This window comes from Nodosilinea sp. FACHB-141, from assembly GCF_014696135.1.
Taxonomy (GTDB): domain Bacteria; phylum Cyanobacteriota; class Cyanobacteriia; order Phormidesmidales; family Phormidesmidaceae; genus Nodosilinea.
Map to the genome: position 1 here is coordinate 57,006 of NZ_JACJPP010000019.1, position 13,023 is coordinate 70,028.

The 13,023-nt window shown below is 54.2% G+C and carries 11 protein-coding genes; 6 read left to right on the forward strand and 5 right to left on the reverse strand.

The annotated features are described in order from the left end of the window. Positions 1-7: 7 nt before the first annotated feature. The gene (locus H6F59_RS19960) at positions 8-532 is read left to right on the forward strand and encodes a DUF3592 domain-containing protein (protein ID WP_313887266.1); all 525 of its coding nucleotides are present in this window, start codon (positions 8-10) and stop codon (positions 530-532) included. Positions 533-544: 12 nt separating this feature from the next. On the opposite strand, the gene H6F59_RS19965 is transcribed toward H6F59_RS19960, so the two are convergent. From H6F59_RS19965 to H6F59_RS19980, 4 genes are all read right to left on the reverse strand, one after another. After that, a complete protein-coding gene (locus H6F59_RS19965; RefSeq protein WP_190704477.1) occupies positions 545-1,600 on the reverse strand; it encodes an NAD(P)-dependent alcohol dehydrogenase in 1,056 nt (351 codons plus the stop codon). Positions 1,601-1,977: 377 nt separating this feature from the next. Beyond that, on the reverse strand, positions 1,978-2,754 hold the full coding sequence (locus H6F59_RS19970) for an SDR family oxidoreductase (protein WP_190704480.1): 777 nt from the start codon (positions 2,752-2,754) through the stop codon (positions 1,978-1,980). Positions 2,755-2,787: 33 nt separating this feature from the next. Further along, the gene (locus tag H6F59_RS19975; RefSeq protein WP_190704484.1) at positions 2,788-3,876 is read right to left on the reverse strand and encodes an alpha/beta hydrolase; all 1,089 of its coding nucleotides are present in this window, start codon (positions 3,874-3,876) and stop codon (positions 2,788-2,790) included. A gap of 91 nt (positions 3,877-3,967) precedes the next feature. After that, complete coding sequence (locus H6F59_RS19980) at positions 3,968-4,471, reverse strand: cupin domain-containing protein (protein ID WP_190704488.1); 504 nt, start codon at positions 4,469-4,471, stop codon at positions 3,968-3,970. A 353-nt stretch (positions 4,472-4,824) separates the two neighbouring features. Here H6F59_RS19980 and H6F59_RS19985 point away from each other — a divergent pair, with 353 nt between their 5' ends. The 3 genes from H6F59_RS19985 to H6F59_RS19995 all read left to right on the forward strand — a co-directional run bounded on the left by H6F59_RS19985 (position 4,825) and on the right by H6F59_RS19995 (position 11,594). Then, positions 4,825-5,808: an AraC family transcriptional regulator gene (locus tag H6F59_RS19985; protein ID WP_190704491.1), complete on the forward strand. Its 984-nt coding sequence runs from the start codon at positions 4,825-4,827 to the stop codon at positions 5,806-5,808. A gap of 373 nt (positions 5,809-6,181) precedes the next feature. After that, positions 6,182-8,971: a hybrid sensor histidine kinase/response regulator gene (locus H6F59_RS19990; protein ID WP_190704495.1), complete on the forward strand. Its 2,790-nt coding sequence runs from the start codon at positions 6,182-6,184 to the stop codon at positions 8,969-8,971. Continuing rightward, a complete protein-coding gene (locus H6F59_RS19995; protein WP_206755222.1) occupies positions 8,961-11,594 on the forward strand; it encodes an EAL domain-containing protein in 2,634 nt (877 codons plus the stop codon). Before H6F59_RS19990 ends, H6F59_RS19995 begins: the two co-directional genes overlap by 11 nt. Positions 11,595-11,876: 282 nt before the next feature. On the opposite strand, the gene H6F59_RS27405 is transcribed toward H6F59_RS19995, so the two are convergent. Next, positions 11,877-12,026 (reverse strand): hypothetical protein, encoded by a 150-nt coding sequence (locus H6F59_RS27405; protein ID WP_313887268.1) that lies wholly within the window; start codon positions 12,024-12,026, stop codon positions 11,877-11,879. Here H6F59_RS27405 and nrtS point away from each other — a divergent pair. Together nrtS and H6F59_RS20005 are read left to right on the forward strand one after the other, a co-directional pair. Further along, on the forward strand, positions 11,977-12,102 hold the full coding sequence (gene nrtS / locus H6F59_RS27410; protein WP_313887267.1) for a nitrate/nitrite transporter NrtS: 126 nt from the start codon (positions 11,977-11,979) through the stop codon (positions 12,100-12,102). The two genes, H6F59_RS27405 and nrtS, sit on opposite strands and share 50 nt — an antisense overlap. Before the next feature lie 29 nt (positions 12,103-12,131). Beyond that, entirely contained in the window at positions 12,132-12,674 is a 543-nt protein-coding gene (locus H6F59_RS20005; protein WP_190704505.1) for a GNAT family N-acetyltransferase, read from the forward strand. Positions 12,675-13,023: the final 349 nt, after the last annotated feature.

Consider the following 13,023-nt stretch of genomic DNA (forward strand, 5'->3'; position numbering starts at 1 on the left):
AAAAGCTGTGCATAAGTTGCTGCTGGTTCTTAGCCTCGTTGCTTTCAGTATTGCCGGTGGAATTACAACTGCATTGACGGTTTTTGTGGCTGTCATTTCTTTTTTGGCGTCAGTGGATAACTTGGCCTATAGAAATTGGCTTTCAACCTCAGCCACAGTGGTGCAGGTAGACAATTCCGAGCAATCCGCCACGTCCAACCGCTCTAGAAGCATCAGGTCTTGCCCGGTGATTCGCTTTAGCGATCGCACTGGGCAAGCTCATGAGGTTAGCAGCGCCTGTGCAGAAACAACTCCCTCTGGCGATCGACAACGAGAAAATAGGCTCAGCCCTGCCTTTTGGCGCGGTGAAACCGTCACTGTCTGGTATGACCCAGAGCATCCCTCGCGCACCTTAATTGCCAAACGCAAGCCCCGATTCAACCCGCTGGCTGCCGTCAATATGACGTCTTTGTTGTTTGCAGGCATGGCGACGGGGTTTTGGGTAGGGGCTAAGCTAGCGAGGGATAAACTACGGCAATCCAATCTCGATTGACCGACTGCGTGCTTATTCCTTCAGCGAAGCCATATCGATTACAAATCGGTACTTCACGTCGCTTTTCTGCATGCGCTCGTAGGCTTGATTAATATCCTGAATGGCGATCACTTCTACATCTGAGGTGATGCCCTGTTCACCACAAAAATTGAGCATTTCCTGAGTTTCAGCGATGCCGCCGATCAGCGACCCCGCCACCGATTTGCGCCCCATGATTAGCGGCACAGTGTTTAATGTCGGCATCAGATTCCCTAGAAATCCGACCAGTACCAGCGTGCCATCAAGCGCCAGCGCTGGCAGATAGGGGTTGAGGTCGTGCTCGATGGGTACGGTATCAATAATCAAGTCGAACTGTCCCTCCACGGCTTTCATTTGCGCTTCATCAGTAGAGATCACGATGTGGTCTGCTCCCAGACGGCGGGCATCTTCCTCCTTGCCGGGGGAACGGGTAAACAGCGTGACATCTGCGCCCAGGCCCTTGGCCAGTTTCAGCGCCATATGCCCCAAACCGCCAAGACCAACAACAGCCACCCGGCTACCCTCACCCACCTGCCAGTGACGCAGGGGCGACCAGGTGGTGATTCCGGCGCATAGCAACGGCGCAGCCCCTTTGAGGTCGAGCCCGTTGGGAATTTGCAGCACAAATTTATCTGACACGACGATGTTCTGGGAGTAACCGCCAAAGGTGGGCGTGTGATCTTGGCGATCGCTGCCGTTGTAGGTAAACGTGGCAGGCCCCTCGCAGTATTGTTCTAACCCCTGTTTGCAGGGTGCACAGTGCTGGCAAGAATCGACCATACAGCCGACACCGACGCGATCGCCCAGTTTGAACCGCGTCACCTCTGCCCCCACGCCAACCACGCGACCGATAATTTCGTGGCCAGGCACCACCGGGTACATAGTTCCGCTCCAGTCGTTGCGAGCCGTGTGCAAGTCGGAGTGACAGACGCCACAGTAGAGAATTTCGATCGCCACATCGTCGGCGCGAGGCTCGCGACGGGTAAAACGATAGGGGGCTAGATCATCTGTAGCAGACTTTGCGGCGTAGCCAAGTACATTTGTGGTCATGGATTATCTCTACTATTAGTTGCGTATTGATGAGCCTGCTTTGTTTCTAATACGGCATTAGCAGGTTCCAAAAAAGCATCTAAGGAACCATCTTTGCCGTTGGGTAACCGGTGATGTGCTCTAATTCTTCGGGATACTGAGCCTCTAGCCCCGTGATCTTGGTGGCGGCCGTATCAATAGCACGCAGATCATCAGGCTTGAGTTTGACGGCGATAGCCCCTATGTTTTCCTCTGGGTGATGTAGCTTCGTGGTGCCTGGAACTGCTTCTGGGCCAGCAGCCAGGCGTCGCGATCGCTAGAACGAACCGTCCGTAGACTTAGACAGCGCCTCATGGTCTTGGATCTCTTGCAGCCGCGCATCAGGTTGGCGACAAACATCACTGCACCGTTTGTCCACCGTCGATGACCATGGCGTGTCCAACCATGAAGGCCGCCGCGTCCGAGCACAGCCAGACGACAGCCGCTGCAATCTCCTCAGGCTTGCCCATCCGTCCAATCGGCTCCTCCGCAATGACCTGCGATCGCCCTTCGTCCGTGCCGCCCGTGAACCGACCCATCATCGGGGTGTCGATGTAGCCGGGACAGACGGCGTTGATGTGGATGTTCTGTGCAGCGTAGTCGAGGGCTGCGGCCTTAGTGAGACCAATCACCCCATGCTTTGCAGCAGTGTAGGCAGGACTGCCCTTGATGCCGATGATTCCAGCCCCAGATGAGGTGTTGACGATCGCACCACCGCCCTGCTCAAGAATCAGCGGGATCTCGTGCTTCATGCACAGGAAAACGCCGCGGAGGTTGATGTCGATGATCCGGTTCCACTCCTCTTCCTCGTATTCCGCAGTCGGAGCCGGATTTCTTGGCTCAATACCTGCATTGTTGAAAGCGAAGTCCAACCGACCGAAAGCCTCAATAGTCTTGCCTAGAGCCGCCCTTATGTCTTCGCTTCGTGTTACGTCGCACTTGACTGCGATCGCCTGTCCGCCCTGATTTTCGATTAGGTGTACCGTTTCTTGATTACCCTGTTCAGAAATGTCAGCAGCTACGACCTTAACGCCTTCACGGGCAAATGCCAGCGCCGTCTCGCGACCAATACCGCTTGCTGCTCCAGTCACAAACGCAACTTTTCCTGTGAAGCTTCCATTCAAGTTAGACAGCATATTTTCTCCTGCATTAAAACGACAGTTTTTGGCTTACTGACTGAGGTGCTGATTGAAAAAGGACGCAAGCCTATCGAACGGGATCAGGTTCACGCGATCGTACAAATCGACATGTTCTGCGTTTGGCACGATGTAGAGTTCCTTTGGCTCAGCGGCGCGTTGATAGGCATCTTCGCTGAACTCTTTGGAATGGGCATTGTCACCGGTGATGAACAGCATGGGACGAGGCGAAATCGTCTCAATGTCATTAAACGGGTAGAAGTTCAGGAATTTGACGTTGCTGGTCAGGGTCGGATGGGTTGTCAGTTGCGGCGACGAGCCTTCGGGGGTGTATTCGCCCCTGGGAGTGCGGTAGAAGTCATAGAACTCACGCTCGATCGCGGTGGAGTTTTCATTCAGTTGATGCACGGTGCCGCTTGTGTATTCGGTCTCTCCGCCTGTGAACTCCGCATAGCGTTGTTCAGCCGCCGCTGCAATAACTTCCTTCCTCTGTTCGAGGGTCGCAGCATGTCTCAGCCCATCACGGTTGACGGCCCCCATGTCATACATGCTGACCGTTGCGATCGCCTTCATGCGCGGGTCAATCTTGGCGGCGCTGACGACGAAGCTACCGCTGCCGCAAATCCCTAGAACGCCAATTCGCTCTCTGTCAACGACTGACTGGGTGCCCAGAAAATCGACTGCCGCACTGAAATCTTCAGCATAAATATCCGGTGCAACAGCGTTGCGGGGCTGCCCTTCACTCTCGCCCCAGAAAGACAAATCGAGGGACAAGGTGATGAATCCCCGCTCAGCCAGCTTTTGAGCATACAGATTTGAACTTTGTTCTTTGACTGCGCCCATGGGGTGCCCGACAATAATGGCCGGATGATCGGTATTTTGATCCAAGTCTTTGGGAATGAAGAGATTCCCAACAACCTGCATGTTGTATTGGTTTTTGAACGTAACTTTTCGCATAGTCACCTGGTCACTTTGATAGAAATTGTCTGCCCCCTCTACCACACCAGACTGCTGCACAGGTGCTTGGGGGCTCTGACCCGATACGTATGTTTTGTCGAGTGCGAATGCCGCCGTTGCAATTGCACTCATCAAGAGGGTTGGTATGAAAATGCGGTGTTTCATTGGTTCTCAATCTGTGGTTTTACCTAGTGGATTTAGCTTCGATTCGACGCCTTTGTGTTCAGCGAAACCCTATGAATCACGGAGCGTTACTTCATATAGGTGCTGGGTATTGCTCGTCGCTGACCTGTTCCATCCAGTCCACAGGGCTGCCGTTGAGCGCCTCCTGAATGGCAATATGAGTCATGGCTGTCGTGGCTGTAGCGCCGTGCCAGTGTTTTACGCCGGGTGAAATCCAGACGACATCACCAGGTCTAATTTCCTGAATTTGACCACCCCACTGCTGAACCCAGCCAATTCCATCCGTCACAACCAGGGTTTGCCCCAAAGGATGGGTGTGCCATGCGGTGCGGGCACCCGGCTCGAAGGCGACACTTGCGCCAGATGCCCGTGACGGCTCGTGTACTGAAAAAAGAGGATTGATGCTTACAGAACCCGTGAAATAGTCGGCTGAGCCTTCAGTGGAAGGCTGCGAACCGTTCCGCATGATTTCTACACTCTGTAGGCGATCGCCCAATGAGACTTGGGCATGCCCTGCCTGCGCCAACCCTAAAGCCAATAGGGAAAATGTTATGGCAGGTATTGTGAGTCGTTTCATCTCTGTTCCTCCGTATTGGTGCAACGCCCATGCAAAACTTTTCCACAGCGGTCCGCTGTGAATTTGATGATGCTTCTCGTGCAATTTTGAGAAGCGCTTGACCGAACAAACTTGAATGTTCTCTTGAATAGAAATCCAGATGCTTACGAGCAGCCGGAATTGCTTTTCATCGCTTTAACCTCATTCTAGGCATCCTGAAAGGCAAGCCATAGGACGATCGTCTAGGATGGTTGTACAATCCTGCAAACTTGCACTAGCTTCCGCCTAAGTCGCGCTAGATTTCTATACAGGCTTAGCGGCCACCCCTTTTTAGACCTTGGATGGTCTAGAAAACGATTTGAAGGGCATTAGAAATGAACGCGGCAAGAACGAGTGAAAAGTCTGATCGAGCTTTAATCAACAACCCACAGGCAAGGCGCGAGGTAGCGCGATCGCAAGCCAACCGAGAGGAACTGACCGAGCGAATTGCAGGGGCGATTGCTCACGATGGCGTGATCGAGCCGCTGAAAGGATTGTTCTTCTATCGCACCTCCTTCCCTTCAGAGTGCTTGCACAGCGTCTCAATTCCGTCCTTTTGTGTGATTGCTCAGGGCAGTAAAGAAGTGCTGTTGGGCAGCGATCGCTATCAGTACGACCCGATGCATTATTTGCTGGGGACGGTCGAACTGCCGATTGCCAGCCGAATTTTAGAAGCAACTCAGGAAAAACCGTACCTCGGTCTTCGTCTCGATCTCGACTCCACCCTGGTGGGTTCAGTCATAGTTGAGGCAGGCTATCCCTCAGCCCAGAGGGGAGTGAGTGTCAAAGCGATCGATGTCAGTCCATTAGATACAGATCTGTTAGATGCCACCGTGCGGCTCGTCAGGCTGCTCGATTCCCCAGCTGAAGCGCCTGTGCTCGTACCCCTGATTAAGAGAGAGATTATCTACCGACTGCTGGTGGGAGCGCAAGGGAATCGGCTGCGTCAGATTGCCATTTTGGGAGGCCACACCCACCACATTGCTAAAGCCGTCGATCGCCTGCGGAAAGACTTTAACCAGCCGCTGCGGATTGAAGACGTTGCCCAAGAGCTAGGTATGAGCGTTTCAGGTTTTCACCATCACTTCAAATCGGTCACGGCCATGAGTCCGTTGCAGTTCCAGAAGCAGTTGCGGCTCCAAGAGGCCCGCCGTCTGATGCTGGGGCAAAACCTGGACGCTAGTAGTGCGGCCTACCAAGTAGGGTACGACGATGCCTCGCACTTTAACCGAGAGTATAAGCGGCTCTTTGGTAACCCTCCCATGCGCGATGTGGAGCGACTGCGAAAAGCGGCGCGGGAGACGGCTAATTCAGTCTGACGCCAGATCGATTAGGACAGTCTCACCCTAAGTAAAGGCTATAGGCTAGGGCGGCTCTTCATTTCTACTAAAATAGTGACCTTTTGAGCACGGTAGCTGTGGCTATATCATCTGTGTTCAAAATCACAACTTGTAAACCGGTAGCGATTGTCTCAGCCTGGCTGGGCATTTCTACGGATAACGGCATCTATCTTTAATTAATTGATGCCAGCCCAAAAATCTCGGCGATCGCGCCCTTGTTTGCCCTAGGACACACGAGGCCTTTGCCGATTCAGCCAAGACTTTGCGTTGCTAGGAGGATGCTTCTACAAATTATTGCCTAAGCCGCAGCTTAGGGACAGTCCTTCTTCACGCCTTTGGAATCGGTTTAGCGATGAAAATTCCCCTTCGGTTGTTGCTGATTGTGCCGTTCATCCTCGAAATTGGAGCGGCGGTCGGGTTGACGGGATGGCTCTCGCTCCGCAACGGGCAAAAGGCGGTGAATGATGTGGTCTCGCAGCTGGAACAGGAAGTCACCAACCGCATTCAGGTGACGCTGGACGAGTATTTGACGGTGCCGCACCGCATCAATCAAATCAACGCGGATCTGTTTGAGTTAGATCTGCTGAGCTTTGAGCAGCAAGCTACATTTGAGCGCCACTTCTGGCAGCAAATGCAGGAATTTGAAGAGGCCAGCTATATCTATGTCAGCAGCGAAACCGGCGGATTTTGGACGGCGCACCGCAATGCTCAAGCTGGCCCCATCACCTACTACGTGACAGATAACCCTGGCGACGGGGTGATGGTGCATTTTGGCGTAGATGCCCAAGGCAACCGCGCCCAGCAGCTCGACGTCACCACCGACTACGACCCCCGCATTCGGGACTGGTATACCGACGCCAAAAAGGCGGGCACTGCCCGCTGGACAGAGGTCTATCAGCTGGTGCCAGAACTCACCCTGGCAATTACAGCCAATGCGCCGATTTACAACGCCGCCGGGCAGCTCGAAGGCGTGCTGGGGGTGGACCTGGTGCTAGCGGATATCGGCGACTTTTTGAGCACGCTGAAAATTGGCCAAACCGGGCAGGCGTTTTTGATCGAAAAAGACCAGTCGCTGATTGCCAGCTCGACCCAAGAGAATCCGTTTGTCAAACCCAGGGCGGATGGGCCGGAGGAGCGACTGCATGCGATCGCTAGTACTAACCCCATGATCGCCGCCACCACCCGGCATTTGCTAGATCAGTTCCAAACCCTGGAGAGCATTGAGGCCTCTCACCAGCTGGCGTTTCCCATCGATGGGCAAAAGCACTTTGTGCAGGTGACACCCATTGTGGATGAGCTGGGAATTGACTGGCTGTTGGTGGTAGTCGTCCCCGAATCGGACTTTATGGCGCAGATTCAGGCCAACACCCGCACCACAATTTTGCTGTGCTTGGTGTCGTTGGCGATCGCCACCGGCCTGGGCATCATCACCGCCCGCTATATCGCCCGTCCCATTCAGCAGCTGAGCGATCAGTCAAAACAGGTGACTGAGGCGCTGCAAAAAAGCCACACCGCCCCGATCGAATCCCTGGCGTTGTCTACCCATCAGCTTGGCCCGGTGCAGGAAGTTGCTACCCTGTCCGACTCTTTTCGGCGCATGGCCACCGAGCTAAACCAGGCCTTTGATGCCCTCCAGCACACCAACGAAGAACTGGAAGAACGGGTGCAGCAGCGCACCCTCGACCTAGCCCAGGCAAAAGAACAAGCCGAAACCGCTAACCACGCCAAGAGTGAATTTTTGGCCAACATGAGCCACGAACTGCGCACGCCCCTGAGCGCTATTTTGGGCTTTGTGCAGCTGATGAATCGCAACCGGGTCTCAGCCCAAACCGAAAAAGAATATTTGGAGGTGATCAACCACAGCGCCGAGCATCTGCTGGAGCTGATCAACGACGTGCTGGATCTCTCAAAGATTGAAGCGGGCAACATTACTCTCAATTTGACTAACTTTGACCTCCACGCGTTGCTCAATCGGCTGCAGGAGATGTTTTTGCCCCGCAGCCAGCGGCAGGGCCTATCGCTGCAGATTGAATGGGCTGACGAGGTGCCCCAATACGTTTGCAGCGATGAAAAGAAAGTGCGGCAAATTTTGATCAACCTGATTGGCAACGCGCTCAAGTTTACAAAAACGGGGGGCATTACGGTGACGGCCTTGGCGCTGTCTCAGTCCGACCAAGTATCCGCGCCATTTTCCCCAAATGCACCTAATATGCCGTCTGTGTGGCTTCGTATAGAGGTTCAAGACAGCGGCATGGGCATCCCCTCGCAGCAACTGGAGGCGATTTTTGCCTCCTTCAACCAGGTCCACCCCGAGAGCGAAGGCACCGGATTAGGCCTGACCATCAGCCGCCAATTTGCCCACCTGCTGGGCGGTCAGCTAAGGGTGCATAGCCAGGTGGGCCAGGGCAGCACCTTTACCCTAGATGTGCCGATGCAGCCCGTGCCTGCCACGGCGATTCCAGCCGAGGTGCTGCCCCAGCGGGCGATCGCTCTTGCTCCCGGCCAGCCCACCTACCGCATTTTGATCGTGGATGACCGCTGGAGCAACCGCCAGTTTCTAGTCAAACTTTTGGAACCCTTCGGCTTTGAGCTACGAGAAGCTGCCAACGGCCAGGAAGCCTTTGATATCTGGCGAGACTGGCAACCGCACCTAATCTGGATGGATATGCGCATGCCGGTAATGCATGGCTATGAAGCGGCCCAGCGCATCAAATCTCACATCGACGGCCAGGCCACGGTGATTGTGGCCCTCACTGCTAGCGTGTTTGAAGAACAGCGGCAGGTCGTGCTGGCCTACGGCTGCGACGACTTTATCCGCAAGCCCGTTAAGGAACATGTGATTTTTGATAAGTTGACTGAGCACCTGGGTATTGTTTTTGTATACGAAGATACTCCTTTGCCTACTAATTTTTCCTCTGGCGCACCGCTACAATTCGCAGCTCTACAGGTTATGCCTGCGGACTGGCTGCAACGGTTAAAGCAGGCAGCGACCATTGCCAAACCCGGCGCCATCATAGATTTAATTGGTCAAATTCCATCCCATGAGTCGATTTTGGCGGCTGGGCTCAGGCGTATGGTTGACCAATATCAGTTAGAAGCCATTATTCATTTAGTCGATGCGGCAACCCACCATGAGTCATGAGCTGTTTGCCGATCGCATTCCCGAGATTCTGGTCGCCGATGACACCCTGGATGCGCTGCGGCTGCTGTCAAATGCCCTCTCCAGCCATGGGTATGACGTTCGCAGTGTCACCAGTGGTCTGATGGCGATCGCCTCGGTGCAGGCCGCTCTGCCCGACCTGATTTTGCTCGATATCAAAATGCCCGACTTGACCGGCTATGAGGTGTGCCAGCGGCTCAAGGCCGACCCCAAAACCCAAGAGATTCCGGTCATCTTCATCAGCGCGCTCGATGAAACCTTTGACAAGGTCAAGGCCTTTCAATTGGGCGGGGTAGACTATATCACCAAGCCATTCCAAATCGAAGAAGTGCTGGCGCGGGTGCAAAACCAGCTCGCCCTCCGGTTTTCGGTCACTCAAATTCATCGGCTCAACGCCCAGCTAGAGCAGCAGGTGCAAAACCGCACCGCCCAGCTACAAGCGGTTAACCAAACGCTGACCCAAGAAGTGCTGGAGCGGCGGCAGATTGAGCATGACCTGCGGGAGAGCGAAGAGAAGTTTCGCCAAATTTCAGAAAACATTCGGGCAGTATTTTGGCTGACGGACTTTGACTCCCAAACGGGGCAAGAGACCCAGACACGCTACGTCAGCCCCTCCATAGAGAGCATTTGGGGCCAGCCCCGAGAGCTGTTTTATCAAGATCCTCAGACTTGGACAAACAGCATTCACCCCGAAGACCGCGATCGCGTCATTGCCGCATTTCTAACCCAGGCCCACCTCGGCCAGTACGACGAGGAGTTCCGCATTGTTCGCCCCGATGGCACAATTCGCTGGATCCACGATCGCGGCTTTCCCATTCACGACGAAACCGGTGCGGTGTATCGTCTCACGGGTGTAGCTGAGGACATCACAGACCAGGTGCAGGCCGAGCTAGAGCGCGATCGCTTTTTCAACCTCTCCCTCGATCTGCTGTTTATTGCCGATCGCCAGGGCCAACTCAAGCGTCTGAACCCAGCCTGGCAATCCATGATGGGCTACCCCTGCGACCAGCTGATCGATCAGCCCTTTGCTACCATCGTTCACCCCGAAGACCTGCCCCTGGCGGAACAAGTCTTGCAGCAGCTGTTACGTGGGGAAGAAGTGAATGAGGTCGAAATGCGCTGCCGCTGTGCCAATGGCAGCTACCTCTGGATTGCCTGGAACGGCGTGCCTTTTTTGCAAGAGCACCTGATTTACGGGGCGGGGCGCGATATTTCCCAGCGCAAAGCTTCCGAGTCGCGGCTCATGCATGAAACCCTCCACGATGCCTTGACCGGGCTCGCCAATCGCCCCTGCTTTATGGAGCGCCTGCAGCTGGCGATCAAACAGCAGCGGCGGCATCAAACTAGCTGCTTTGCGGTGCTCTTTATTGACTTAGATGGCTTCAAAAGCGTCAACGATACCCTGGGACATGGGGTTGGCGATCAGCTCTTGATTCGCGTCTCGCAACTGCTGCTCGAAACCGTGCGCGAGGTCGACTCGGTGGCCCGCCTGGGGGGAGATGAGTTCACTATTTTGCTTGAAAACATTCAGCATCCCGAAGAGGTGGTTGACATTGCTGAGCGCATTCAACAAAAGCTCGGCCCTGCCCTCGCCATTGGTCACCACGACATTTTTACCAGTGCCAGCATCGGCATTGTCATCGGCGCACCAGAGTATCAGCAGGTGGCCGATATTCTTCGTGATGCCGACATTGCCATGTATCAAGCGAAGGCCAATGGCAAAGCGCGCTATGAGGTGTTTAACAGCGCCATGTATGCCGCCACCCTTCAACACGTCGAAATTGAAACGCACCTGCGCCATGCCATTCTCAACAACGAGCTTGAAATTCACTATCAGCCCATCGTCAGTCTTCAGCCCGAGCGGGGGCTAGAGGGCTTTGAAGTTTTGCTGCGGTGGCGGCATCCTCAAAAAGGGCTGGTTCCCGCCGGCGAGTTTATCCCCATTGCCGAAGAAACGGGCTTGATCAATGCGATCGGCGAATGGGCGCTGCAAGAAGCCTGTATGCAGTTCAGCCATTGGCAACAGCTCTGGCCTGATTTTGCCAAGCTATATCTGAGCGTTAATATTTCTGGCCGCCAGCTGCGCGAACCTTCTCTGCTGCAAACCCTAGACCGCATGCTAGAGGAAACTCACATTCCGGTCCGATGCCTGCGGTTTGAAATTACCGAAAGCAGCCTGATCAAAAATACGGCGATCGCAACTCAGCTGTTAGAACGCATGCAAATCCGAGGCATTCAGGTCAGCCTGGATGATTTTGGCACCGGCTTTTCCTCCCTCAGCTACCTGCATCAGTTCCCCATTAACACCATCAAAATCGATCGCTCCTTCGTCAATGTGATGCTGCATGGCGAAAAAGAACGCAGCATTATTCAGTCGATCGTGGCACTAGCCAAAACCCTAGGCCTAGCCACGATCGCCGAAGGCATTGAAACTCGACAGCAGCTCGAAGCTCTCCAGTCTCTGGGATGTGAATCGGGGCAGGGCTTTTTCTTTGCCCGCCCAATGCCCCCTGCTCAACTGGAGGCGTTTTTAACCCAAACTTGCCAGCAGTGCCCGGTTCGCCATATCTGCTTTACCGATTGCCATCGGGTAGCTGCCCACTAATGGCGCTGCTGGACACAGGTATGAATCAAAACTGCAACGTCTCTAGGGGCAAATGGTAAAGCCTTTGGCTTGGCTGCGCCTATGCCCTATCCACATTCATGCTCCGATTCAGCAACACCGCCGCTAATCAGTCGGTAGTCCCTGGGAACGGCAGGCGTTTGCTAGGGAAAGGGGCTAAAGAGGAATACTAGCTGCCGTGTAACGGAACCTCGACGAGTCGATACGATAAAGTCTTTCACTGAAGACACGGTTCAAAAGCGAGAAAATGGAAGCAGTCTATGGCTACTTGAGGGCATTGGTAACGCCGTCTATGGCCAGCCGTGCTGTGCGAGTGGCCGTTGTGATTGGTACGCTGCTGTTTGCCATTAACCATGGGGCAGCGGTGCGGGCCGGTACCATGACCCGAGCCCGCTGGTATTCGGTTGGGCTCACGTATTTGGTTCCCTACGCTGTTAGCATTCACGGACAGTACTTGGGACGAGGGGGAAGCAGAGGCACAGGCAAGTAGGTCAGGGTGGTTAGTTCTAACGTTTAACCATGGAAATACGATTTCTCAATTCTGAGGATGTCGCGGCCTATCGCGATCTGCGTCTCTATGCTTTGAAGGAGTCGCCAACGGCCTTTGCCTCTAGCTATGAGCAGGAAGCGCAGTTCTCGCTGTCTAATTTTGCTGCCCGACTGCGCCCCAACAACGATGCGGCTGGCGGCATTTTTGGTGCTTTTAGCGATCGCACTCAACTCATAGGTATGCTCGGGTTTTCGCGCGAGCACCGCCCGAAGCGAGCCCACGTTGGCTCTCTCTGGAGCATGTATGTTTTGCCTGAGTTTCGCGGTCAAAGCGCCGGCTCGGCACTGCTCGATCACGCCATTGCCCATGCTCAGGGTTTAGACGGTCTGCGGCAACTCGTGCTCAGCGTTACGGCGGGCAATGTTGCGGCTAGCGCTCTCTACGAGTCGCGCGGGTTTGAAATCTTTGGGCTAGAGCGTGATTCTCTATGTATTGACGGCACCTATTTTGATGAGGAGCACCTCATACTACGTCTGCCCTCGGATGTGGAGCCAGCATCCTTAACGGGCTGATGATGTAAGGCAGCTCCTAATTCCATCAAGGTTTGGGTAAGCGGGTGTTTATTGGTAGCCCTAAGCAGTCTACGTTTATGGTGCGACAGTTGGTTGATGAAGATCACCAACAACAGTATCAACCGGGTGAAGCAATTAACTTGCCATTGTTACCTCAGCTAACGCTACGGCTGGATGACATGATCCCGCGCTAGACTTGTCAGTAATATTAGAATATTTCTTGCAAAGAACACTTAATATCAAGTCCGTTTAAAGGAGCATAATGGAGGTATTGCGACAAGGGCTATGCCATGCCAAACCTTGTGCAGGTTGCCGACCATCTCAGTCTCGATGATCTAGAGCGCCGCTA

Coding starts and splice junctions, on each gene's coding strand:
- H6F59_RS19990 (WP_190704495.1), top strand. CDS start 6,182: ATGAAAATTCCCCTTCGGTTGTTGCTGATTGTGCCGTTCATCCTCGAA.
- H6F59_RS19980 (WP_190704488.1), bottom strand. CDS start 4,471: ATGAAACGACTCACAATACCTGCCATAACATTTTCCCTATTGGCTTTA.
- H6F59_RS19995 (WP_206755222.1), top strand. CDS start 8,961: ATGAGTCATGAGCTGTTTGCCGATCGCATTCCCGAGATTCTGGTCGCC.
- H6F59_RS19975 (WP_190704484.1), bottom strand. CDS start 3,876: ATGAAACACCGCATTTTCATACCAACCCTCTTGATGAGTGCAATTGCA.
- H6F59_RS20005 (WP_190704505.1), top strand. CDS start 12,132: ATGGAAATACGATTTCTCAATTCTGAGGATGTCGCGGCCTATCGCGAT.
- H6F59_RS19965 (WP_190704477.1), bottom strand. CDS start 1,600: ATGACCACAAATGTACTTGGCTACGCCGCAAAGTCTGCTACAGATGAT.
- H6F59_RS19970 (WP_190704480.1), bottom strand. CDS start 2,754: ATGCTGTCTAACTTGAATGGAAGCTTCACAGGAAAAGTTGCGTTTGTG.
- H6F59_RS19985 (WP_190704491.1), top strand. CDS start 4,825: ATGAACGCGGCAAGAACGAGTGAAAAGTCTGATCGAGCTTTAATCAAC.